The sequence below is a fragment of the Candidatus Pedobacter colombiensis genome, assembly GCA_029202485.1.
GTDB classification, from domain to species: domain Bacteria; phylum Bacteroidota; class Bacteroidia; order Sphingobacteriales; family Sphingobacteriaceae; genus Pedobacter; species Pedobacter colombiensis.
In genome coordinates, this window is sequence record CP119313.1 from 3,475,039 (window position 1) to 3,500,271 (window position 25,233).

The 25,233-nt window shown below is 38.8% G+C and carries 22 protein-coding genes and 1 tRNA gene; 15 read left to right on the top strand and 8 right to left on the bottom strand.

Going from position 1 to position 25,233, the window contains the following annotated elements:
• Position 1: 1 nt before the first annotated feature.
• The gene (locus P0Y49_14610) at positions 2 to 1,243 is read right to left on the bottom strand and encodes an MFS transporter (protein WEK18025.1); all 1,242 of its coding nucleotides are present in this window, start codon (positions 1,241 to 1,243) and stop codon (positions 2 to 4) included.
• Between the two features lie 221 nt (positions 1,244 to 1,464).
• Between P0Y49_14610 and yiaK the strand changes: the two genes are divergently transcribed.
• The 7 genes from yiaK to P0Y49_14645 all read left to right on the top strand — a co-directional run bounded on the left by yiaK (position 1,465) and on the right by P0Y49_14645 (position 9,353).
• The gene (gene yiaK, locus P0Y49_14615; GenBank protein ID WEK18026.1) at positions 1,465 to 2,448 is read left to right on the top strand and encodes a 3-dehydro-L-gulonate 2-dehydrogenase; all 984 of its coding nucleotides are present in this window, start codon (positions 1,465 to 1,467) and stop codon (positions 2,446 to 2,448) included.
• A gap of 67 nt (positions 2,449 to 2,515) precedes the next feature.
• Positions 2,516 to 3,253 carry a FadR/GntR family transcriptional regulator gene (locus P0Y49_14620; GenBank protein WEK18027.1) on the top strand — a complete coding sequence of 246 codons (738 nt, stop codon included), beginning with the start codon at positions 2,516 to 2,518 and terminating at the stop codon, positions 3,251 to 3,253.
• Between the two features lie 34 nt (positions 3,254 to 3,287).
• On the top strand, positions 3,288 to 5,423 hold the full coding sequence (locus tag P0Y49_14625) for a heparinase II/III family protein (GenBank protein WEK18028.1): 2,136 nt from the start codon (positions 3,288 to 3,290) through the stop codon (positions 5,421 to 5,423).
• A 64-nt stretch (positions 5,424 to 5,487) separates the two neighbouring features.
• The gene (locus P0Y49_14630; protein ID WEK18029.1) at positions 5,488 to 6,369 is read left to right on the top strand and encodes an alpha/beta hydrolase; all 882 of its coding nucleotides are present in this window, start codon (positions 5,488 to 5,490) and stop codon (positions 6,367 to 6,369) included.
• Between the two features lie 17 nt (positions 6,370 to 6,386).
• Entirely contained in the window at positions 6,387 to 7,670 is a 1,284-nt protein-coding gene (locus P0Y49_14635) for an MFS transporter (GenBank protein WEK18030.1), read from the top strand.
• Positions 7,671 to 7,683: 13 nt separating this feature from the next.
• Positions 7,684 to 8,436: a glucose 1-dehydrogenase gene (locus P0Y49_14640; protein WEK18031.1), complete on the top strand. Its 753-nt coding sequence runs from the start codon at positions 7,684 to 7,686 to the stop codon at positions 8,434 to 8,436.
• A 146-nt stretch (positions 8,437 to 8,582) separates the two neighbouring features.
• Positions 8,583 to 9,353: a polysaccharide lyase family 7 protein gene (locus tag P0Y49_14645; protein ID WEK18032.1), complete on the top strand. Its 771-nt coding sequence runs from the start codon at positions 8,583 to 8,585 to the stop codon at positions 9,351 to 9,353.
• Positions 9,354 to 9,356: 3 nt separating this feature from the next.
• Here the strand turns inward: P0Y49_14645 and P0Y49_14650 are convergent, their stop codons facing one another.
• Positions 9,357 to 9,680, bottom strand: coding sequence for a hypothetical protein (locus tag P0Y49_14650; protein WEK18033.1), 324 nt, complete (start codon positions 9,678 to 9,680; stop codon positions 9,357 to 9,359).
• A gap of 179 nt (positions 9,681 to 9,859) precedes the next feature.
• Here P0Y49_14650 and P0Y49_14655 point away from each other — a divergent pair, with 179 nt between their 5' ends.
• Entirely contained in the window at positions 9,860 to 11,080 is a 1,221-nt protein-coding gene (locus tag P0Y49_14655; protein ID WEK18034.1) for a dicarboxylate/amino acid:cation symporter, read from the top strand.
• Here P0Y49_14655 and P0Y49_14660 read toward each other — a convergent pair.
• Positions 11,077 to 13,206 (bottom strand): ATP-binding protein, encoded by a 2,130-nt coding sequence (locus tag P0Y49_14660; GenBank protein ID WEK18035.1) that lies wholly within the window; start codon positions 13,204 to 13,206, stop codon positions 11,077 to 11,079. The genes P0Y49_14655 and P0Y49_14660 overlap by 4 nt on opposite strands.
• A gap of 383 nt (positions 13,207 to 13,589) precedes the next feature.
• Between P0Y49_14660 and P0Y49_14665 the strand changes: the two genes are divergently transcribed.
• Both P0Y49_14665 and P0Y49_14670 read left to right on the top strand, forming a co-directional pair.
• A complete protein-coding gene (locus tag P0Y49_14665; GenBank protein WEK18036.1) occupies positions 13,590 to 14,561 on the top strand; it encodes a c-type cytochrome in 972 nt (323 codons plus the stop codon).
• Between the two features lie 92 nt (positions 14,562 to 14,653).
• On the top strand, positions 14,654 to 14,845 hold the full coding sequence (locus tag P0Y49_14670) for a cold shock domain-containing protein (protein ID WEK18037.1): 192 nt from the start codon (positions 14,654 to 14,656) through the stop codon (positions 14,843 to 14,845).
• A gap of 79 nt (positions 14,846 to 14,924) precedes the next feature.
• On the opposite strand, the gene P0Y49_14675 is transcribed toward P0Y49_14670, so the two are convergent.
• Both P0Y49_14675 and P0Y49_14680 read right to left on the bottom strand, forming a co-directional pair.
• Positions 14,925 to 15,701, bottom strand: a complete 777-nt coding sequence (locus tag P0Y49_14675; protein WEK18038.1) for an ATP-binding protein — start codon at positions 15,699 to 15,701, stop codon at positions 14,925 to 14,927.
• Between the two features lie 272 nt (positions 15,702 to 15,973).
• A tRNA-His gene (locus P0Y49_14680) sits at positions 15,974 to 16,050 on the bottom strand.
• 178 nt (positions 16,051 to 16,228) lie between these two features.
• Here P0Y49_14680 and rnhA point away from each other — a divergent pair.
• On the top strand, positions 16,229 to 16,702 hold the full coding sequence (gene rnhA, locus P0Y49_14685) for a ribonuclease HI (GenBank protein WEK18039.1): 474 nt from the start codon (positions 16,229 to 16,231) through the stop codon (positions 16,700 to 16,702).
• A gap of 94 nt (positions 16,703 to 16,796) precedes the next feature.
• Here rnhA and fbp read toward each other — a convergent pair whose 3' ends face one another.
• Genes fbp through P0Y49_14700 form a run of 3 tightly spaced genes read right to left on the bottom strand, consistent with a single transcriptional unit; the run spans position 16,797 to position 19,106 of the window.
• Positions 16,797 to 17,882, bottom strand: a complete 1,086-nt coding sequence (gene fbp, locus P0Y49_14690; protein ID WEK18040.1) for a class 1 fructose-bisphosphatase — start codon at positions 17,880 to 17,882, stop codon at positions 16,797 to 16,799.
• A gap of 21 nt (positions 17,883 to 17,903) precedes the next feature.
• Positions 17,904 to 18,395: a metallophosphoesterase family protein gene (locus P0Y49_14695; protein ID WEK18041.1), complete on the bottom strand. Its 492-nt coding sequence runs from the start codon at positions 18,393 to 18,395 to the stop codon at positions 17,904 to 17,906.
• A gap of 6 nt (positions 18,396 to 18,401) precedes the next feature.
• Complete coding sequence (locus tag P0Y49_14700; protein WEK18042.1) at positions 18,402 to 19,106, bottom strand: methyltransferase; 705 nt, start codon at positions 19,104 to 19,106, stop codon at positions 18,402 to 18,404.
• 165 nt (positions 19,107 to 19,271) lie between these two features.
• On the opposite strand from P0Y49_14700, the gene purL reads away from it, so the two are divergent.
• The 4 genes from purL (at position 19,272) to P0Y49_14720 (ending at position 25,223) form a co-directional block, all read left to right on the top strand.
• The gene (gene purL / locus P0Y49_14705; GenBank protein ID WEK18043.1) at positions 19,272 to 22,940 is read left to right on the top strand and encodes a phosphoribosylformylglycinamidine synthase; all 3,669 of its coding nucleotides are present in this window, start codon (positions 19,272 to 19,274) and stop codon (positions 22,938 to 22,940) included.
• A gap of 110 nt (positions 22,941 to 23,050) precedes the next feature.
• Positions 23,051 to 24,013 (top strand): glycoside hydrolase family protein, encoded by a 963-nt coding sequence (locus tag P0Y49_14710; protein WEK18044.1) that lies wholly within the window; start codon positions 23,051 to 23,053, stop codon positions 24,011 to 24,013.
• Between the two features lie 115 nt (positions 24,014 to 24,128).
• On the top strand, positions 24,129 to 24,371 hold the full coding sequence (locus P0Y49_14715; protein ID WEK18045.1) for a hypothetical protein: 243 nt from the start codon (positions 24,129 to 24,131) through the stop codon (positions 24,369 to 24,371).
• 120 nt (positions 24,372 to 24,491) lie between these two features.
• Positions 24,492 to 25,223: a DUF2807 domain-containing protein gene (locus P0Y49_14720; protein WEK18046.1), complete on the top strand. Its 732-nt coding sequence runs from the start codon at positions 24,492 to 24,494 to the stop codon at positions 25,221 to 25,223.
• Positions 25,224 to 25,233: the final 10 nt, after the last annotated feature.

Below are 25,233 nucleotides of genomic sequence, written 5' to 3' on the forward strand. Positions count from 1 at the left end.
TTTATTCCTCAATAAAATCGAGGTCTTTGTGATGCGTTTCGGGAATGGTTCTGATACAATAAAACCCTATTCCGAAACAAATCAGTCCGAGGATCCCTGCAGCTTTTAATTCGAAAACATGAGGTTTTAGAGTGGTGTATATGGTAGTCATTAACACCACGGTTCCTCTTACCATATTTGGTATGGTGGTGGCTGCTGTTGCCCTTACATTGGTACCAAATTGTTCTGCACCGATGGTTACAAACATGGCCCAGTAACCAATACCAAATCCTACCCAAAGGCACATTGCATAAAGTCCGGTTGCTGTATTTATGCCAGCAAAAAGATATATAACTGCTCCTATTGCGGTGAAGATCATCATATAGGTTACAGCACGTATACGTGATTCCAGCCAATAGCTCACCAATCCGCTCACCAAATCTCCAGCCGAAAGTCCGACATAACACCACATTACTGCTAGTCCTGGTTTTATGGCCTCACTAATGCCTAGCGCCTTGCCAAATTCATTACTAAAAGTAGCTAGAATACCGATCACGTACCAGGTTGGCAAACCAATGCCAATGCACTTCAAATACAAGATTAACCTGCTTTTCTTTGTGAAAAAAGATAGAAAATTCCCCTTAGCTACATGACTCTTTTCTTTCATTGTATGAAACATACCAGATTCAAATACGCCTATTCTTAAAAACAACAGCAAAATTCCCATGCCTCCTCCTATGAAATATGCGTTTCTCCAGCTGAACAGTTCTACCGTAAAATACCCGGCAATAGCGCCCATCAATCCTACACCTGCAACAACAGAGGTGCCGATTGCTCTTAACCTTTTAGGTAAACTTTCTGAAACCAGGGTAATACCTGCTCCTAATTCTCCGGCAAGACCAATACCTGCAATAAAGCGGAGCAGTTTATATATGGTGACATCATGTACAAAACCACAGGCAAAGTTTGCAATAGAATAAGTAATGATAGAGCCAAAGAGTACAGATAGACGGCCTTTTTTATCACCCAAAATACCCCATAAGATCCCTCCAAGTAGCAAACCTGTCATCTGCCAGTTTAAGATACTTGCTCCTTCAATAGAAACCTGAGCTTCATTGAGGCCAAGTTCTGTTAAGCTGGGTATGCGTACGATACCGAATAAAAGCAAGTCATAGATGTCTACAAAATAGCCTAAAGAAGCTACGATGACAGGAGCGCTGAGCAAATAGGCTGCAGCGCTTTTCTCTTTGGTTAGGTTGGTCATTTAATATTTATAGTTTGGTTTTTTATTGTACAATACTAAGATATTTATTTTTATAATTAACTATTTTATTCATTTTAAAATTATTTTTTAAGATACAAATACAAGCCTGAAAGCTGTCCATTAAAAGGATTTTAGTAAACTCGTAATAGCTTCATAACCTTTAAAGGTCAAATTATATTCCTGATGAAAGATAGTATATTTGAGCATAAACTCCCATCATTATGCGTGTATCATTTGAAGAATTACAGGAAGAATTTAAAAGGGTGCTTTTGAAACTGTCATTTCCGGAGGAAACAGCTGAAATCTGTGCAACAATATTTGCATCAAACAGTAGAGATGGCATATACTCGCATGGATTAAACAGGTTTCCTGTATTTGTACAGCACGTAAGAAAAGGAGTGGTAAAACCTAATGCAGTACCAATATTACTCGACAAAAATGGCGCTATTGAACGTTGGGATGGAAACTTTGCACCCGGTATGTTTAATGCTACCCATAGTATGAACCGTGCTATTGAACTGGCAAAAAACAACGGCATTGGTTGTGTAGCGATCAAAAACACCAATCATTGGATGCGTGGGGGTACTTATGGCTGGCAGGCTGCAGATGCGGGCTGTATTGGTATCTGTTTTACCAATGCCACAGCAAATATGCCTGCCTGGGGAGGCAATAAGACTGTTTTAGGTAACAATCCATTAGTTATTGCTGTCCCTCGTGCCGAAGGACATGTGGTACTGGATATGGCGATGTCTCAATTTTCCTATGGAAAAATGCAGGAATATGAACTGAAAAATGAACCACTCCCCTTTCCGGGTGGCTACGACGAACAGGATAATTTGAGTACCGACCCTGCTACAATCCGCAAAACAAAGCTGGCCTTACCCATTGGCTTCTGGAAAGGTTCCGGTCTTTCCCTTATGCTGGATATCCTTGCGGTAGCTCTTAGTGGTGGACAGTCTACTGCCAAAATAACCGAGCGTGAATACGAAACCGGAGTATCCCAGTGCTTTATTTGTTTACACCAACCTGATATGCACAGCGCTCTTATAGAAGAAATACTAGCTTTCACAAAGAGCAGCGCCCCGGTATCATCCCCGAAATCGGTTAGCTTTCCCGGTGAGCGTACTTTGCAAACCCGCCATGAAAATGAGAAAAATGGCATCCCGGTAAATGAGGAAATCTGGCTACAGCTAAAAAGTATGTAAAAATTTGGAATACTTATTTTATTCTCTATATTTGGTTAACCAATAATTGGTCGACCAAATATATTGTATGAAATCATTTATAGAGACCATCAGGTCAATCGAAGTAGAATCTCCTGTTGATAAAATCATAGGACAGCTAAAACAGCTCATTACTTCGGGGCAATTGCAACCTGGCGACCGATTACCTGCAGAAAGAATATTGGCTGAAAAATTTGGTGTAGGTCGTAGTTATGTTCGTGAAGCCATTTTAAAACTTGAGTTTTACGGTTTACTCAGAACCAATCCACAAAGTGGAACCTATGTTGCCGGTTTAAGCATTAAGGTTTTAGACAATATCATTACTGACATCATCAAATTTAATAAGGAAGATTTTAATGCACTTTTAGAAGCCCGGTATTACCTGGAACTGGATGCGGTAAAGCTGGCTGCAGAAAGAAGGACAGCGCAAGATCTGGTGAATCTTAAGGAGGCACTGATTGATTATGAAAACAAAACGAATAACAATCAGGATGCAATTGAAGAGGATATGCTTTTTCATATTGCCATTGCAAGGGCTTCAAAAAACTCTGTCATTGAATCTATGATTCTTATTTTGATTCCCGACCTGATCAAAAGTATTGTAGAAAACAAGATCTGCGGAGACAATCGTGGCAAACTGGCTATTGCCGAGCATAGAAATATACTCATGGCCATAGAAAATCAAGATATAGATGCAGCAGAAAATGCAGTTGCGGCCCACCTTGACGACATGTTTCAAATTAGCAAAGCCGGTTTTTCCGCGCAAAATATTATTAATGACAACTAACTAAACACAAAAACTCTTATTTCTTAAAATGCGTATGAACTACTTAAAAAAGTTGGTAATGGCCGTGCTTTGTCTGATGTGTACCCTACCTGCAATTGCACAGGAACACCCCAATATCATGCTTACCAAAAAAAATATTGAAGCGGTAAGAAAGGGAGCGGCTACTTATTCTTTACTAAAAGGATCATATCAGAAGGTTAAAGCTGATGCGGATAAAGCCATTGCAGAACCCATCAGTGTACCGACCCCTAAAGATGCAGGTGGTGGTGCCACACACGAACAGCATAAAAAAAACTATACCAATATGCTGAACTGTGGTATTGCTTATCAAATTTCGGGTGATAAAAAGTATGCAGCCTATGTAGAAAGTATGTTGCTAAAATATGCTGCCGACTATGGCAAATGGCCGCTGCATCCCAAAAGAAAAGAAAATCATGAGGCCGGAAAAATCTTCTGGCAAAGCCTGAATGATTTTGTATGGCAGGTATATACCATACAAGGTTATGATATGGTTTATGATGCCATATCTCCAAAAAACAGAGTCATTATAAATGCCGGTTTATTTGAACCTATGCTTAAATTCTTTACCATTGATTGTAAAGAAACCTTTGATAAAATCCATAACCATGGCACCTGGGATATTGCGGCGGTAGGTATGACCGGCTATGTTCTCAACAAACCGGAATATGTAGAAATGGCGCTAAAAGGATCAGCAAAGGATGGTAAGACCGGTTATATGGCGCAAATAGATCAATTATTTTCTCCGGATGGATACTATACAGAGGGACCTTATTATCAAAGATATGCCCTGCTTCCTTTTATCATTTTCGCAAAAACGATCAATAACTTCCAACCGGAGTTAAAGATCTTTGAATACCGTAATCAACTCTTAGCTAAGGCCATAAACACTTCTTTACAACTCACCTATACTGATGGTACTTTTTTTCCTATCAATGATGCTATAAAAGGTAAAACATACGAAACTGCCGAACTGGTATATGGTGTTGACATTGCCTATGCGGATATCAAACCTATGCCCGATCTGCTCGACATTGCCGAGAAACAGAACGAAGTTGTTGTTTCAGATGCTGGGTTAAAGGTAGCTGCAGATCTAAGTGCCGGCAAAGCCAAGCCTTTTGCTTACCAATCACAACTTATAAAAGATGGCGCTTTAGGGAAGGAAGGTGGACTAGGGATATTAAGACACGGCAGCAATGAAGACCAACAAACCTTACTGTTAAAAGCTGCTTCACAAGGTATGGGACATGGGCATTTCGACAGGCTAAACTTATTGTACTACGACAATGGTGTTGAAGTTTTACCAGATTATGGGTCAGCCAGATTTATCAACATAGAATCTAAAAGGGGTGGAGATTATTTGCCAGAGAATAAATCATGGGCAAAACAAACTGTTGCACACAATACCCTGGTGGTAGATCAAACTTCCAACTACAAAGGAAACCCTGATGTTGCCCAACAGAACTTTCCTGAGATTCTGTATTTTAAAAATGATAAAAACCTACAGGTAGTCAGCGCTGCCGAACGTAATGCCTATCCAGGTGTGCAAATGATCAGAACATCGGCATTGCTCAAAGTTGCAGAACTCAGTAAACCATTGGTGATTGATATATTCCAGGCATTATCTGATAAATCGCATCAATACGACCTCCCTTTTTGGTATAAAGGATATGTTGTTGATGCTTCTGTAAAGATCAATGCTTTTACAGATCAGTTAAAGCCATTAGGTGAGAAATATGGCTATCAACATATCTGGCTAAATGCAGATCAGCCGATTAAAGAAAAGACCGGATATCTGAGCATTTTAAATAACAAACGCTTTTATACTATCCATTTTGCCACCGATACCACAGTTAATTTAAAAACATTGTCACTTGGTGCTAATGATCCGGAAATGAACCTGGTAGAGGGCAAAGCCTTTATGCTATCTTCTCCTAAATCGAATAATCAGATCTTTTTTAACATTATAGAGACACATGGGAACAGCAATCCGGTTGATGAAACTACAACCGGCGCCAAGAGTAAGGTTAGTGATTTAAAGATTCTGAGCAGCAATAAAGACCAGGTTACAGTTTCATTTAAGGTAAAAGATAAATTGTACACCTATCAGATCAATTACAACAACAAAGAAAACTTTATAAAACTTAATTGATACGGATGTATTCTCCCCACACCGGGAAGATTTCCTTTGAACCTAACCTTAAATATAAACCAAGATGAAGAAAATGATCATGCTTTGCGGGCTACTCTTTACGGGTTACGCTCTTAGTGCTCAGGATACAGTAGTCGTAAAAAAGGTAACCTATCCGGCAGGCTTTACGGAGCAGTTAAATGTAGTTTACACCAAAGTTAAAGATTGGGAAGGTAAACTCGACCTATACCTCCCCCCTGCCAAAAATGGCCCAAGTCCGCTGGTCATCAATATCCATGGCGGTGGCTGGAACAAAGGAAATAAGGAATCGCAAACCGGATTTAGTGGCTTCTTTAAAAAGGGCTATGCAGTAGCTAATATTGCTTATCGGCTTACGGGTGTTGCAACTGCGCCGGCAGCTGTTGAAGACACCCGCTGTGCATTGATTTACCTGATCAGCAATGCTAAGAAACTCAATATTGATGTCAACAAAATTGTAATTATGGGCGGTTCTGCCGGTGGGCACCTTGCCCTAATGGGTGGACTGCTGGAGAACAACCACATTTTCGACACCAATTGTATGGGGACTGAGAAAATTAAAGTTGCGGCCATTATAGACAAATATGGCATTACCGATGTATGGGATTGGGGTTATGGTCTTGACAAGACCAGCAAATCAGCCACCAGCTGGCTGGGTGCTAAAGCAAAAGATAAAGACTTTGCCATGTCTCTATCCCCGCTATACCTGGTAAAGAAAACCAGTCCCCCGGTATTTATTGTACATGGCGACGCAGACCCAACAGTGCCTTATCAGCAATCCGTTGCGCTTAAAGTAAAACTGGATGAACTAGGCGTAAAGAATGAATTTGTTACTGTTAAAGGTGGTCAGCACGGCAAATTTACCCCTGAAGACAACGCAATAGTCAATGCAAAAATTATAGATTTTTTAAAGGGACTGGGACTATAACTGTATTATAAAAAGAGATGAAAGTAAAAGGATTAAGATGGTACATTATTGCACTGATTGCCTTTGCAACGGTGATCAACTATGTAGACCGTAGTGCCATCAACATCATGTGGCCTTATATTTATAAGGAATTTGGGATTGCTGATGTTGACAATAAAAGTGCGCTGGCGCTAATTACTACCTTCTTTATGATTGCCTATGCCCTTGGGCAAACTTTTACAGGCAAGCTGATGGATGCTGTAGGTACCAGACTGGGGATGACGATTTCTATCATTGGCTGGAGCATTTCTATTGCGTTGCACTCCTTTGCCCGTTCATTAATGTCGTTCAATATCTTCAGATTTATGCTCGGCTTTTCAGAAGCAGGAAATTGGCCCGGCGCTACAAAGAGCAATGCAGAGTGGTTTCCGGCAAAAGAGAGGGCTATTGCGCAAGGCATTTTCGGTGCTGGTGCATCCTTAGGCTCGGTAGTTTCGGCTCCTATTATTGCCCTGTTATATATTGCATTTGGCTGGAAGATGACCTTTGTACTCATTGCCTCATTGGGATTGATCTGGATTATTCCATGGCTGGTGATCAACAAGGCAACACCGGAAAAACATCCCTGGTTAACAGAAAAAGAGCGCAATTACATCCTGGATGCTGAGCCTAACGCCAACGCTTCTGTTGAGGTGGCCCCAGTACTGACCTGGAGGGAGCTACTAAAATTCAGAAATACCTGGGGTATCATCACGAGCAGGTTCTTTATTGATCCGGTATGGTGGTTGTTTGTAACCTGGCTGCCTACCTTTTTAAAAGAACAATTCCTGTTCGACATTAAACAGATTGGGACCTTCACCTGGTTGCCATACCTTTTTGCCGCCATAGGCAGTTTAGTTGGTGGCTATCATTCCTCCTGGCAAATTAAACAGGGTATTACCGCCGTAAAAGCAAGAAAAAACTCAATTGCCATAGGTTGTGGCGTCATGCTGCTCTCCTTAGTTGCAATCGTTTATTTCCTCGATACCCTTAAAGACACTCCTACCCTTGCTATGGTATTAATTGGCACTACACTATTTGGTTTTCAGTTTCTTATCGGAAATATTCAAACCTTGCCAAGCGACTATTTTAATGGCAAAAATGTGGGTACAGTGGCCGGCATGGGTGGTACTGCAGCAGTGGCCGGAACATTGCTGACCACATGGGCCGTACCTATTATCACAAAAACAAGTTACGTTTCCTTCTTTGTGCTGGCAGCGGTGCTGGTTCCTATGGCATGGATTTGTATAAAATATATGACATCTAAAAAAATAACTAATTAATAAATAATAGAATATGCGTTTAAAAAATAAAGTCGCAATTGTAACTGGCGGGTCCAGAGATATCGGTAGAGCAGTTTCATGTCAACTTGCACAAGAAGGTGCAAAAGTGGTGATCAACTACCATAGCAATGTAGCCAATGCGGAGGAGACCTTAAAACTAATCACAGCTAATGGTGGCGAAGCCATCATTGTTAAAGGGGATGTAACTAAATCTGCCGAAGTTGCCGAGCTGGTTGATCAAACCCGGGCAGCGTTTGGTGATGAAATCCATATCCTTGTGAATGTTGCAGGAGGCATGGTAGCCAGAAAACCAACTTTAGAACTGGACGAAGATTTTTGGGATGCCGTGATGGACCTGAACTTAAAAAGCGTATATCTGATGAGCAAGGCGACTATTCCTTATATGAACTCAGGTGCTTCAATAGTAAACCTTTCTTCTCTTGCAGGAAGAGATGGTGGTGGACCTGGAGCAAGTGCTTATGCAACGGCGAAGGGCGGTATTATGACCTATACCAGAGCACTGGCCAAAGAACTTGGCCCTAAAAACATTCGTGTAAATGCCGTTTTGCCGGGAATGATTGCTACTACTTTTCATGATACATTTAGTAAACCTGAAGTGCGTGTTAATGTAGCCAATGCTACTTTACTGAAAAGAGAAGGGCAGGCATCAGAGGTTGCAGATCTGATTGTTTATCTGGCTACTGATCAATCCAGCTATGTTACCGGTACAAATATCGATATCAACGGCGGTTTAAATTTTTCATAATATAAAACACTATGGGGTGTTTAAATACTGTAACCAGAAATTAGACACCCTTTAAACACATTACCTGGTGGCGCGGCGAAGTACTGTCCCTGCAGTAAAAAAGAGATTTTACCAGGCAGGAAACATCAATACCAAATAACTATCAAATGAAAAATTTAACAAAGACTATACTCACATTAGCCCTTTCAGCAGGGCTAATTACACTCCTTAGCACTAACGTTTCTGCTCAGCAAACCAAAAAACTTCCTGCACAAGTTCTGGATCTGGGTAATTGGAAACTGAATATACCCGAGGGTATTAAAACTCCCTGTGAATCAGATGAATACCGACAGCCGGAATTACAAACCTATAGCAATGAAAATTGGTTCTATGTGAACAGAGGTGGCAACGCGGTTGTTTTCCGGGCAATAACAGGCGGAACTACGACTAAAGGCTCGGGTTATCCCCGCTCTGAACTTAGGGAAATGACGGACAATGGAACAAAGAATGCCTCATGGTCATCAGAAACAGGCACACATACCCTATTTATCGATCAAAGCATCATTCACTTGCCTGTTAAAAAACCGCATATTGTGGTTGGTCAGATCCATGATGCCAATGACGATATCATTGTGTTTAGGTTAGAAAAGAATAAACTATTTGTAAAAATGGGCAATGATAAGGGACCAGTATTGGATGAAAACTACCAATTAGGCACGCGGTTTACAATGATGTTTAAGGTGAGCAATAACCAGACTGAATGCTATTATAACGAGAAACTGAAGTTTACTTATCTCAAGGCTTTTACAGGTGCTTATTTTAAAGCGGGCGCCTATGTACAATCATCGTGTCAGGGGAAAAGAAAAGTTGAAGGAGAGGCTTGTGATGCTTATGGGGCGGTTGAAATCTATAAAGTCTGGGTAAAACACGAGCTTTAAATTTCATTCTTTAATCTCAACAATTAGTTCCATATACAGCCAATATAAACCCAAAAGACCTTTTTCAATAAACGCTAATCTTTCCTTTTGTTTATCGTCGAAACTGGCATTTTCTGTTGTCATCTTTGAGATGATCCTGTATACAATTAACTTTCGCTGGACCAGATAATATCCGGATTTATCTGGGTTCAGCGCAGTAAATATCTCGGCGTCTTCACGTAATTCTCTACACTTATCCAGAAACTCTCGATCTGCTGTTTCATCTACATAAGTGCCATCCATAATACTGGATACAATGTCTTCAAATACATCTAAATCTGTGGTCATGTTAAGTTTGCGTTATATTTCAAGATGTCAAATACAAAGTACAGCCCCTTACACCAACCCGCAACCTTGCTATACTTTTTAACACTTACGAAAAAAAAGAGATGATGGATTTCAGCTTATTAATAAAAGCTATCCATCATTAATATTTTAATATATTTAGATAACCAACACGCCATAAAATGAAAGGTTACGTAAAAAACTACAGTGGAATCATCTGGCTATTGACCGGAATTATAGTTGGGAGCATAGCAGGATTGATATTTGGTAAAAAAGTTGAAGTTTTAAAACCAATAGGTGATATCTTTTTAAATCTTTTATTTACGGCTGTTATACCTCTGGTCTTTTTCGCTATATCATCGGCTATTGCGAATATTAAACCATCCGAAAAATTAAGCAAAATGATGGGAATCACTGGTGTGGTATTCCTGGCTACCGTCTTAATATCCGCTATATTAACCATAGTTGCCGTTAAAATATTCCCAATACATGAATCCTTAAGCGCTGCTTCTCTTACTGAAAAAATAGACGAAAAACCCTTTGCTGATCAGCTTGCAGGGCTTTTTACAACTTCAGAGTTTTTTGAACTACTCTCTCGTAAGAGTATGCTGGCCATGATCATCTTCTCCGTTATTATTGGCTTTGCAACTCATAGATCCGGAAAAGAAGGCACCCGCTTTGCATCATTTCTTCATGCGGGAAATGAAGTATTTAAAAACGTATTTATTCTGATCATGAAAGTTGGTCCGGTTGGACTTGGGGCATACTTTGCTTATCAGGTTGGCGTATTTGGCCCCCAATTGTTTGGCACCTATGCAAAGTCATTAGGCCTATATTATAGCTTTGGCGCATTTTATTTTGTGATCATGTTTAGCCTATACGCATTCATAGCCGGGGGTGTAAGGGGAATAAAGCGGTATTGGAAAAATAACCTTATCCCCTCTGCAACAGCCGTAGGTACCTGTAGTAGCATTGCTACTATCCCAGCAAATCTGGACGCAGCGAAGAAAATGGGTATTCCAGATTACATTGCCAATGTAACTATCCCCCTTGGTGCAACCTTACACAAAGATGGTTCGAGTATATCTTCAATTGTTAAAATGGCCGTAGTCTTTGCGCTTTTTGGGAAAGGATTTGATACAGCCGATGCAATTATACTAGCACTAGGCATGACCATATTAGTAAGTATTGTAGAAGGGGGAATACCAAACGGAGGTTATGTGGGTGAGCTTTTGTTTATTTCCGCTTACGGCTTGCCTATAGAAGCTTTGCCACCTGCAATGATCATTGGGACATTGGTGGATCCAATGGCTACTTTATTAAATGCCACTGGTGATACTGTGGCATCAATGTTGGTTACCAGGTTTACTGAAGGCAGGCAGTGGATGAAAAACAGTTTTTAATCCATATAATCCAGGATCTTTTCCATTAGTTCTATCTCCGTGAATGGCTTAATGATGTAATCGTTTAATCCGGCAGAAAGATAAGTATCATGGGCCTCCACACTAATCTCACCGGTTAATGCTATTATTGGGATAATAGCTTTCTTATGATCTTTACTCCCTCTGATTATTTTAGTCAACTCTATCCCATCCATTTCGGGCATTTGGATATCTGTAAGTACCATATCATATTTATTTTTGTCGATAAACTGAAGTGCTTCAGCAGCACTTGTTGCGGTATCATAACTAATTCCATGCTTCTTAAAGATCATTTTGATTACAAGGTGGTTCATTTCAGAATCATCAACGACTAAAATGTGAATGTTTTTAAAATGATCGCTATTGATGATCATTTCTTGCTGCTGCTCAAGATTTTCTTCTCCATCGGTGGCAATTTTATAGGGCAGCTCTACCGTAAAGGTTGTCCCCTTACCCGGTGTACTTTCAACGCTTATTTTCCCTTTATGTAAATCCACCAGTTTTTTACTAATGGTCAGCCCAAGTCCGGAGCCTACTTGCCAATCATTGCGTTTGGAATCTATCACCTGCGAAAACTCGTTGAAGATGACAGGAATATTTGTCGCCGATATCCCTATACCGGTATCGATGATTTTAATGATCAGGATCACATCCTTTTCATCAGTTTTTTTAACATCTACTTTAATGCTAACACTACCCTTATCAGTAAATTTGATGGCGTTAGCAGTTAAATTCATGATGATCTGCTTTAAACGGTAGGGATCTCCATCCAGCAATAAATCAGGAGTATCCTGAAGCAATTCGAGTTTTAATTTTTTCTGATCTGCCAACACTCTTGTTGTGTCTGCTACTTCTTTTAAAATTCGTTTGTACTTAAAAGGTGTTTTAGCAAGAGACAACTTTCTGGTTTCGAGACGAGAAAAATCCAATACTTCATTAACAGCAGATAGTAACATAGATGATGAAGTATCTAACAATTTTGACATCGCCTGCTGGTCTTCATTTAGATGGGTTGATTTAAGTTGTTCAGATACCCCAATGATTGCATTTAGCGGGCTGCGCATCTCATGACTTATGTTGGTAAATAGTCTGGTTTTACTAACCACCTGCTCTGCGGCCAATTTATTTGCTTTCATGGTCTTATGATAAGACCGATAAAGCTTGTACAACAAAAATATAATTCCCAGATAAGACAATAAACTGATAGCAAAACTAAGTTTACCTGACCAATCAATATTATTCAAAGAATTTTTCGCTTTATTCTTGAGTGCTATTTTTCTTGCAGCCTCACTTACATTAATATTGTCTTTATATTCTTTAAATAACAGCTTAATATTTTCGAATATCCGCTCATTTAAAGTCAAGATGGCTTGCTCTTTTTCAGTTAATTTAACATGATTCTTTTTTTGATCCTCCAACAAGCCTTTGTAATAATCGCCAATCCGTTGCAATTGCTTTTTGTTGTAAGCCTCCACCCCGTTTTCAACAGGTTCGTAAGTCGTTTCAGTTTTTCTTACTTTGGAAGCTTCGGTCTGATCAGACTTGTTTAAAATTGCACTTTTAAGTCGCTGAAATAACTTTTTCTTTTTTACAGCCGGCTCAGTTTTTATTTCCTCTACTTCCACAACCTTCTTTACAGTAGGTTTTGGAAAGCTTTTTATAGGTAATAAATTACCTATCTTATTTACATTAAGCTGTAAATTAATATTGATAATCGAATCGGCAAGCTTCTTAATTTCTCCATAAAACAACATCTGCTTGCGTTTGCTTGCCAAATCACCCGCAATACTGCCAGAAATGTTCCCATTATCTTCCACAGAAAGGCTGGCCAGCATAGTGGAAATGGATTTTATCTCTTCAGTATATTTCACAAAATACTCGGGCTTCCATAATGCCGTGTACATTCGAAAATTATTCTCTGCAACCTGTAAATTTAAGGTAATGGTATCCAGCTTAGAGATCTGAAGATTGTTTGTTTCCAATTCGCCCAGAGTAGCAGTTAAAACTTTTTGTTCTGACTGCTGTTTAATTGAATTGCGAAATAGAAATGTTATAAAAACTATAATAATGCCAAATATGACCAGAAAAGAACGTTGATTTTTTTTCATCAATATAAATTTGTTTTAACCTTCAACTACCCATGATGGTTTCTTAGATAATTTTAGTTGTTGGACTACGATGCCATCCTTTTGCCAATAAGTATGCCAGAATTAAAAGATAAGAAATCTTAAATCAAAATATTTTTCCCGCACCTATTGTTATTCAATTAATAATTTCTATATTTAAGAAAGAAAAGATACCTTATAATAAACAAAAACAACAAAAAAACCAACTCACACGTATACAAGTGTAGATTTCTGAAAAGAGAAAAGGATATGCGATGAATAAAACTGTTTTAGTATTTCGTCGACGAAATAAGTATTTGCATCTGTATTATTTTTAATAAGTAAATAATTATATAAATTTTTAATTCTAATTAAAATACTTAAAAATGAAAATTTTAAAAATACTCGGGATCGTCATCGCAATTGTAATTGTTCTTGCTTTCGCCGGTGGTTTGTACATTCACAGTGCTTTACCGGATACTGGAGCAGCATCAATAGTAAAAATTGAACCAACTCCAGCTCGCTTAGAACGCGGTCGTTACCTGGCAAATCATGTGTCAGCTTGTATGGATTGTCATGCCACTCGCAACTGGGCTTTATATTCAGGTCCACCCCTAAGTGAATCTTTGGGCAAAGGCGGTGAGCTTTTTGATGAAAACATGGGATTTCCGGGGAAAATTTACGCAGCCAATATTACCCCACATGCACTAGGGAATTGGACTGACGGAGAAATTTTAAGAGCCATTACTACAGGTGTTAATAAAAATGGAAAAGCTTTATTTCCTTTGATGGGATACCAAAGATTTGGAAAAATGGATAAAGAAGATATTTATAGCATCATTGTCTATATCCGCAGCTTAAAACCAATAAGAAATGAAGTACCAAATACCGAATTAAATTTCCCTGTAAGCCTGATCAATAACACGATGCCTAGACCTGCAGATTTTCAAAAAATCCCAGCCATGCAGGATACAGTTAGATATGGAGCTTATCTGGTTAATGCCGCCGGATGTGTGGAATGTCATAGTAAAACTGACAAGGGTGCCGTTATAGCTGGCACTGAATTTGGAGGTGGGATGGAATTTAAACAACCTGGTGGTATCATCCGATCTTGCAATATTACCATGCATAAAACTAATGGATTGGGTAATTGGACAAAGGAAATGTTTGTCCAAAAATTTAAGATGTATGCCGATAGTAACAATAAATTACCTGCCATGAATAAGAATGAATTAAACACTCCTATGCCATGGACTATGTTTGCCGGAATGACTAAGGACGACCTGGGAGCTATATATACATATTTAAAAAGCTTAAAGCCCCTGGACAACAAAGTGGAAACAAGAAGCAGTTTATAAATTATTATTTTTAATTTGCTTTACATTATTGTTGAATATTTGTTATTTTTAACTATAATTACCACTTTATTCTAATTTAAATTAACATTGCAATGCCAGAAGGAACAGTAAAATTTTTTAATGAGTCAAAAGGATTTGGATTCATCGTACCATCAAATGGTGACCCGGAAATATTTGTACACGTTACAGGCCTTATTGATAAGGTAAGAGAAAACGACCACGTTACTTACGAGGTTGAAAATGGTAAAAAGGGCTTAAATGCTACGAAAGTAAAACTTAGCTAGGCCTAAGACATCAAAAAAAGCATCCTTTTTTATAAGGGTGCTTTTTTTATTTCCGACCTTTTTATCTAAATAATGTCTTTTAAATGTCCTTTTTGTTTTCCCTCTTGAATTCTTTTTTAACCCCTTCCAAAAGCTCTTCGCTTTTTATCATTGTATCATTTCGTCTAAGAGCTGACAAGGCACAATAGCGTGCTACATTCATAATTGATCCGCCAGACAATTTATATTGTTCTGAAATTTGATGCAGATCAATGTCGTTATTCAGGCTGACAGTACCAGCAAATGCATTTTTCCAAATCTGATAACGTTCTACAGCTGAAGGCATTTTAAAATTAACGATCGACTGAAACCTTCTGATAAATGCATTATCCATATTTTCCTTCGAATTGGAAGTCAAGATCAGTATACCTGGGAATTCTTCAATCTTTTGCAGCAAATAAGCAACTTCTTGATTTGCATACCGATCATGAGCACCTTTAACAGAAGATCTTTTTCCAAATAATGCATCTGCCTCATCAAAAAATAAGATCCAACCGTTATTTGTTGCAGTGTCGAATATTCTATCTAGTTTTTCTTTAGTTTCATCAATATGCTTAGACACAATCCTTGATAAATCTACCCTATAAACATCGCGCTGTACAGTTTTTCCTATTAACATTGCTGCCAATGTTTTTCCTGTGCCAGGCGAGCCAAAGAAAAACGTTTTCATCGATGTTTGCCCTTGGATAAGTTGTTTACTAATTTCTTCTAACCGCTCACGAATTGTATGATCTAAAATGATATCATTCCAGCTCAAGTTCGTGGTTATTTTCTGAGCAAAGGGAATACTGTTTTCAGGTTCCATTTTAGATTCCATAGTTCATGATTTTTGGTAAATAAATGTACAAAAATCGTGCAGCTACTATTCTTAAAAAATAAATCAGAATTATTGAGTTAAGAGCAGTCCGTGTTAGACACTAACTATTTTATGGGTGAGTTGATTGAACAAGGTTATTTTCAAAAAAATTGGATAAAGTAACGTTTTTGTAAAAAAGCAGATTGTTTCATCAGCCTACAAAATATCAATATTTCGAAAATAAACCATTTAAATCAAAAAAAGCAGTTCCAAAAAAGAACTGCTTTTAAAACTGGGGTGGAATATGGGGCTCGAACCCACGACCCTCGGTACCACAAACCGATGCTCTAACCAACTGAGCTAAAACCACCATGTTTTTTTCAACGCTACAAAAGTACGATTAAAAACATTTTATTCAAATATTTTTAATCATTATCCTAAACATTTTTCTTAACCAATTATATTTCAGCTATTTTATTTTACATAGAAATATTAATTACTCCTTGCAAATTGCTTTTAAAGCTTAAAAAGGTAGATTTGTTTCAAATATGATTGAAATATATACAGACGGAGCAGCAAGTGGAAATCCCGGACCAGGTGGTTATGGCGTAATTTTAAGATCTGGACAACACTATAAAGAATTGAGTGCAGGCTTTAGAATGACTACCAACAATAGAATGGAGCTACTCGCTGTGATTGTAGCACTACAGGCTTTAAAAACACCCGGACAGCAAGTCACTATATTTTCTGACTCCAAGTATGTAATTGATTCAATAGAAAAGAAATGGGTATTTGGATGGTTAAAGACTGGTTTTAAAGGAAAAAAAAACAAAGACCTTTGGATGCGCTTTTTAAATGTATATAAATTACACGATGTTAAATTTGTATGGGTTAAAGGTCATAATAATCATCCGGAAAATGAACGCTGTGATCAGCTTGCCGTAGCAGCATCAAAAAACAAAGCTACACAAGCTATTGATGTAGAATTTGAAGCAGAAAGAAACAATCCTTCATTACTTTAGTAAAGAGTTCGACCTAAATAATCTGCTCCAGAATATAAAAGGCCTTATCACTTTCAAACGATAAGGCCTTTCTAATTAATTTTTATAAATCTTTTTAATCGGCACTGCCATTTACAGGTATCGCATCTACATTAATTTTCACTGCATTTCCATTAACTGTAGCATTATTCTTTTCCGCAGAGTACTGAACCATTAAATCTTCTGCAACCTTAACCATTGCTGGCGACCCGATAAAGATAGAAGTACGTTGGTGCAACTCTGTAGGCTCAATTTCCAATATTCTATTAAATCCATCAGAAGCTACTCCTCCAGCCTGTTCAACGATAAAGGCCATTGGATTACATTCATAAAGTAACCTTAGCTTCCCATTCGGAGAACTGGAAGTGGTTGGATAAATATAAATACCGCCTTTGATCAGATTCCGATGTATATCGCCCACCATGGAACCAATATACCTTGATGTATAAGGTCTGTTAGTCGCTTTATCCTCCACCTGAGCATATTTAATGTATTTTTTCACACCTTCCGGAAAGTGAACATAGTTACCTTCATTGATAGAATAGATATTGCCATTCTCAGGTATTTTCAAATTCGGATGCGACAAACAAAACTCACCTATGGAAGGATCTAAAGTAAAACCGTTCACTCCTTTTCCTGTAGTATATACAAGCATAGTCGATGATCCATAGATCACATAACCTGCCGCAACCTGCTGAGTACCTTTTTGCAACACATCAGCTAATGTTGCCATACCCTCGGTTGATTTCCTTCTATAAATAGAAAAGATTGTTCCGACAGCAACATTTACATCAATATTTGATGAACCATCCAATGGATCAATACAAACAATATACTTGGCATTTTTTGATACCGGAGAATCAATAGGTACAAAGTCGTCCTCTTCTTCTGTAGCTACAATACAACATTCGCCACCACTTGTAAGCGCGCTGATAAACTGTGTATTAGCAAATACATCTAATTTTTGCTGTCCTTCGCCCTGTATATTGACTGTCCCGGCTGAACCTAAAATATCTACCAAACCAGCTTTGTTTACTTCACGGTTTACTATTTTGGCCGCAATCCCGATATCTCTCAGCAATCTGGAAAGCTCCCCTTTTGCATAAGAGAAATCAGCTTGTTTCTCGATTATGAATTGACCAAGTGTTTTTATACCCGACATATACTTAGTGTATTTTATACGTTATCTATTGCCTATTTCTATAGCGGCTAAGGTATGTATTTTTTCTTCCGAAATACAAAACTTAACCAAAGTTTTTACTCTGTGCCAACCAGAATTACCAGCTGCACCGGGATTTATATGCAGACAATTTATTTTTTTATCATACATAACTTTTAAAATATGTGAATGTCCGGAGATGAATAACATCGGAGGCTTAGTGTAAATTTCACTCTTCACCTGGGGTGCATATCGACCTGGATATCCCCCAATATGTGTCATCCATACATCCACCTGTTCACAGTAAAAACGAAGGTGTTCCGGATACACAGCACGAATCTCTTTATCGTCGATATTTCCATAAACACCCCTCAAAGGTTTAAAGGCTGCAAGGCGTTCAGCTACATCAGGCCCAAAATCCCCGGCATGCCATATCTCATCACAATCATCAAAGTGCTTAAAAACAGCATCATCTAAAAATCCGTGCGTATCTGACATCAGTCCAATTTTTTTCATAGTCTATTAGAAAGCTAGAAAAAAGTCTTTTAACAGCTGTTTGTAAGTAGCTGTATAAACACCTTCCGTTTCATAAATGTTTAAATTTTTATGCAGAGTTATCTGACCCGTATAATCAAGACAAACGATCCACCTGAATTCAGGTTTACTATCGTCCGAATGAAGGTGAACCACTACAGATGGAGATAAACCATAAGCAAAAGCGATCTTAACCATATACTCTGCTTGCTTTACAGGCAAAATAAACCAGAAACTTCCTGATTTATCCAATAATTCGGCTACACGTTTCAACATAGATTCAAAAAACTGTGCACCCGCATGTCTGGCAATCCCTTTTCTGTGTTCCTGGTTTTTAAGGTCATTCACAAAATATGGAGGATTTGAAACCACAAGATCATATTTTCTGTCTGTTTGAAATAGAGAAATATCATTATGATGCGCATTGCAATTGGCAGCAAAAACCGAATTGTTAAAATTACCCTTGGCTGCAAGTGCAGCCTGTTCATCAATTTCAACCGCATCAACCTGAGCATCCTCGAAACGCTGTGCCAGCATCATCGCAATCACTCCGGTTCCCGTTCCAATATCAAGAATTTGCTTCGCTCCTTCCTGAGCTGCAATGGCTCCAAGCAATACCCCATCGGTATTAATTTTCATGGCACAGCCCGACTGGTTTACTTCAAATTTTTTAAACTTAAAAACACTCCCCATAAACTCATGCAATCATGTAAAATGGTTATTTTCTCTTAAAAACCATCACAAAGCTAAAGAAATCTAACAAAACCGTCAGATACTGCAATAAAATGAATGATATATTACACACGATCACACTGTTTTAAAATTTTAACGTTAAATTTGCATCTTCAAAAAAAAAGCATGATTTATTTCTTCTTAAGCCCATCCAATACGGTTTTCGCTTTACAAATAGAACGAAACCTATTCACAACTGATATTACTAAACTAGAATGGCTGTTTGGCGGCGCAAAACTACAGCAAGAAAAAACATTAACTGATTTTTTTGTTGGCCCTCGCGCTGCAATGGTAACCCCATGGAGCACCAACGCTGTAGAGATTACTCAAAATATGGATATTCAGGACATTATCCGTATTGAGGAGTTTCAAAAAGTAGACGAGAATTTTGCAGGCTTCGATCCAATGCTTTCGCAAAAATACGATCAGCTTGATCAGGATATATATACCATAAATATACAGCCAGAACCTATCCTTCAAATTACTGACATTGCAGCTTACAACAAGCAGGAAGGTCTTTCATTAAGCGAGGAGGAAGTAGATTATTTAAACGCGCTGTCTGAAAGACTGGGCAGACCACTTACCGATTCAGAAGTATTCGGCTTCTCACAGGTTAACTCCGAGCATTGCCGTCATAAAATATTTAATGGTAAATTTGTGATCGATGGTGTAGAGCAACCTACATCATTATTTAAGCTGATCCGTAAGACTTCAGAAGAAAATCCTAATGATATTGTTTCTGCCTATAAAGACAATGTAGCCTTTATTAAAGGTCCAAAAATTCAGCAATTTGCGCCTAAACGTGCCGATATACCTGATTATTATGCTTTAAGTGATTTCGAATCTGTAATCTCTATCAAAGCGGAAACACATAATTTCCCAACAACAGTTGAACCTTTTAATGGTGCAGCGACCGGATCCGGTGGTGAGATCAGAGACAGGCTAGCTGGTGGACAGGGTTCTTTACCACTTGCGGGTACTGCAGTATACATGACTGCTTTATCAAGATTGGAAGAAAACCGTCCGTGGGAAAAAGGAGTTGAGGAAAGAGCCTGGTTATACCAGACTCCAATGGACATCCTGATCAAAGCATCTAACGGAGCTACTGACTTTGGAAATAAATTCGGACAACCACTGATCACAGGATCTGTGTTAACATTTGAGCATGAAGAAGATTCGCGCAAGTTAGGATTCGATAAAGTAATCATGCTTGCAGGTGGTGTAGGTTATGGAAAAGCTAGCCAGGCACAAAAACACAAACCTTCAACCGGCGACAAAATTGTTATCCTGGGTGGAGAAAATTATAGAATTGGGATGGGTGGTGCAGCAGTATCCTCTGCCGACACAGGTGCTCTAGGTTCCGGAATTGAATTAAATGCAATTCAACGTTCAAATCCTGAAATGCAAAAAAGAGCAGCCAATGCAGTGCGCGGTATGGTAGAGAGTGACCACAACAGCATTATATCTATACATGATCATGGTGCAGGTGGACACTTAAACTGTCTTTCGGAATTGGTTGAAGAAATCGGGGGGAAGATCGATCTGGATAAACTTCCTGTAGGAGACCCTACCCTATCATCAAAAGAAATCATTGGTAACGAATCACAAGAGCGTATGGGCTTAGTGATTGGTCAAAAAGATATAGATACCCTTCAAAAAATTGCAGATCGCGAGCGTTCTCCAATGTACACAGTAGGTACAGTAACAGGAGATCATCGTTTCACTTTCGAATCGGCAACAACAGGTGTTAAACCTATGGATCTAGAACTGAAAGACATGTTCGGCAGTTCTCCGAAGGTGATTATGGACGATAAAACCATAGACAGAAAATACCAGCCTGTTGTTTATGATTCGAACCTGTTGAACGAATACCTTGAACAAGTATTACAGTTGGAGGCAGTAGCTTCAAAAGACTGGTTAACAAATAAGGTTGACCGTTGTGTGGGTGGCCGTGTAGCCAAGCAACAATGTGCCGGCCCCTTACAATTGCCACTAAACAACTGTGGTGTAATGGCTTTGGATTTCCAAGGAAAAGAAGGCATAGCTACATCTGTAGGCCACGCTCCTCTCTCAGCCTTGATTGATGCTGCCGCAGGTAGCCGCATTGCCATTGCAGAATCACTTTCAAACATTGTATGGGCACCATTAAAAGATGGACTGAAAAGTGTATCACTTTCGGCCAACTGGATGTGGGCTTGTAAAAATGAAGGTGAAGATGCAAGGTTATATGAAGCTGTAAAAGCATGTTCTGATTTTGCAATCAGTCTTGGAATCAATATTCCAACAGGAAAAGATTCCCTGTCAATGAAGCAGAAATACAAAGATGGCGATGTAATTGCACCAGGTACAGTGATAATCTCTGCAGGTGGTAACTGCGATAATATTACTCAGGTTGTTGAACCGGTATTACAAAAAAATGGAGGGTCAATTTATTACATCAACCTTTCTAATGACACTTACAAATTGGGTGGTTCTTCATTCGCTCAAATTTTAAATAAAATTGGCAACGAAACACCTGATGTAAAAGATGCAGCTCAATTTAAAAATGCATTTAATACTATTCAGCAGTTAATTAAAGAAGAAAAAATACAAGCTGGACATGATATAGGCAGCGGGGGTTTAATCACAACCCTCCTGGAGCTTTGCTTTGCAGATCGTGATCTGGGTGCAAATATCGACCTATCCGCTTTAGGCGAGCAGGATAATGTTAAATTACTTTTCTCAGAAAATATCGGTATCGTATTCCAGGCTGATATAGCGGTTGAAGCTACGCTTGAAGCAAATGGAATTGCTTACCATAAAATCGGAAAAGTTAGCAACTCAGCTACACTGACCATTAAAAATGGCGCTGAAGCTTCATTAAACTTCGACATTGATCACTTACGTGATGTATGGTTTAAAACCTCTTATCTATTAGATAAAAAACAAAGTGGACCGGTTAAAGCTAAAGAGCGTTTTGACAACTACAAAAACCATATATTAAAATACACCTTCCCTACCCAGTTTGACGGAAAGAAACCTGCTATTGACGAAAGCAAACCTCGCCCTAAAGCTGCCATCCTTCGCGAAAAAGGAAGTAACTCTGAACGCGAATTGGCTAATGCCATGTATCTGGCAGGATTTGACGTTAAAGATGTACACATGACCGACTTGATCTCGGGAAGGGAAAACCTTGAAGACATCAAGTTTATTGGTGCTGTAGGTGGTTTCTCTAACTCTGACGTTTTAGGATCTGCCAAAGGTTGGGCTGGTGCTTTCATGTACAACGAAAAAGCCAGGGTAGCATTAGAGAATTTCTTTAACCGTCCAGATACCCTATCTGTAGGCGTTTGTAATGGATGCCAACTTTTTGTAGAGCTTGGACTGATCAATAAAGATCATGCTGAGAAACCAAAAATGTTACATAATGAGAGTGGTAAACACGAAAGTATCTTTACCTCATTAACCCTACAAGAAAACAATTCAGTAATGCTTTCTACATTAGCCGGCAGTACACTGGGCGTATGGGTTTCACATGGTGAAGGTCGTTTCCAATTGCCTTATGCAGAAGACAAATATCGTATCGTGGCTAAATATGCTTATGAAAGCTATCCGGCTAGTCCAAATGGGTCTGATTACAATACTGCCATGATGTGTGATGAGTCTGGTCGCCACCTGGTGATGATGCCGCACATTGAGCGTTCATTATTCCAATGGCATTGGGCTAATTATCCACAAGGCCGTAAAGATGAGGTAACTCCATGGATGGAAGCATTTGTAAATGCCCGTAAGTGGGTAGAAAAGAATGCCAAATAAGCTGATTACACGGCCAATTCAACGCATTAAATAATTACAAATTATTACTCAATTGCATTACAATACTGTAGCAAAGTAATGTATCAACTGAGTAATAATTTTTTTATTATATGCATAAATTCCTAATGGCCGTCCTGCTTTTTGTAAGCAGCAATTTTAGTTTAAATTCCAATGCTCAAACCATTGAATCTTCAATAAAACCGGCAAATAAAAACACTGGTTTTAAAATGGAGGGCTACATCCTTTGGTGTCCTACTGTTATTAAAGTTGGCAGCACCTACCATATGTTTGCCTCACGTTGGCCGGAACAATATGGACTGGGTGGATGGACGACACATTCTGAAATTGTGCGTGCAACCTCGAAGGATCTACTTGGCCCCTATACTTTTCAGGAAGTAGTGATCCAAAAAAGAGAAGCTTTTTGGGATAACGACCGTGCACACAATCCTAAAATAGTAAAAGCAGGTAATAAATATGTTTTATACTATATCTCTTCAGCCAATGAAACCGGATACGCCTCGTCATCTTCCATTGAAGGACCATGGACAAGAATAGATCAATTGGCTATGCCATTTTCTAATCCTGCACCTCTGGTTAAAAGTGATGGAAGCATTTACGTATTTGGCAGAAAATCAATCAACAATATCCGTGTAGCTCAAGCTTATACCGCTCCCGCTTTTAATGCAAAATATACGTTGTTAAATGGCGGAAACAATTTATTACCCGATTCCTGTCAGCTAGAAGACCCTACAATATGGTGGGCATCCGGACAATACAATGTCATCCTGAGTGACTTTAGAGGAAAAGCTACAGGAATGGATAAAGGTGGTGCACAATATGCTTCAAAAGATGGGATAAATTATAAGCTCGTTTCAAAAACACCTGTCTATACTAAAAAGGTGCTTTATGATGATGGAAGCTCGCAAACTTTTAGAAGAAGGGAGCGTCCTTTTGTATATGTAAATGAAAAAGCTCAGGTTACTGCATTTTTCACATCCTGCCTTACCCAGACTCCAGATGGCAAGGAAAAATCGTGGATTGTTGCTCAGGATGTGGCAAATTATGTACCTTAAATAAGGTTCTATCAGCACTTTCACCTGGTTAGACATTTTTTACACAAAACAAGAATAATAGTAGAACATTCTATTATTCAATTTGTTAAGAGCTAGTACAAAATGCCTTTCAACCATGAAAAAATTTAATATCGAAGCAGCCGATAGTCAAGGTCACGGCCATTCGTTTACAATTAAGCCGCTTAAAAATGAGCGATACCGGATTTTTAACGAGCAACATGTGCGTGTTGCAACCATTGAAATAGACAATCAGGATCCAGAACACTACAGACAAAGTCTGGATTGCAGCGTTGATCTTTTCTTATTAAACGCCATTAAAGATGGAATTCTACTTCACGATGGCGTCCTGGCCAAATAACTATTTGCGCTAAATTGATCCTATTTTTTTCTCCCCATGCAACATTCCTTAATTTCATTCGTCTTATAACTACAAGTACAGGAATCATTTTAATTTTGAGAACAATTACAAGATAAGCGCATGAAATCATTAGTCACCATCCTCCTTGGATCATTATTATTTTCGCAGGCCAACGGCATACATGCGGCACTGCCTTCTACCATAAATAAAACTGTACAAACTTCTGATGAACGAGAAGTCAAAAACTTTACCGGTGTAGTAGCTGGTGGCCCCATTGAGGTCATTATTAAACTTGGTGATAAAGAAAGCTTAAGATTTGAAGGTGATAAAGAGGCTATTGCAACTTTAGTTGGCGAAGTAAAAAGTAATATCCTGATCATCAGGCCACAAAACAGCTGGACCAGTTGGGCGAGAAAATACGAAAATAAAAAAATCATTGCTTACGTTACAGCTAAACAGATCAGCAGCTTAACCATGAGTGGTAATGGTAGCATTACCGTATCAGGTACAATTAAAGCCGCAGAATTTGCAACCACCCTAAGCGGATCAGGTACAATTAAGGCAAACATAGAGGCAGATAAGATTACGGGAGTAATTAGTGGTTCCGGAACAGCAAACATTACAGGCAAAGCCGATGTTGCCAGTGTTACACTTAGTGGCCCTGGTACCTTTGGTAATAAAACACTTTCGGTAAATGAACTTTCAGCAAGAATAAGTGGAAAAGGCACGATTAACATTACTGCCCACACTAAAATAAAAGCATTTATTAGTGGATCAGGACATATCTATTATAGTGGTGACGCTGAAGTTAAAGAAACAACTCTTGGGGCGGGTGGAGTAAGCAAGAAATAAGGGGGCAATT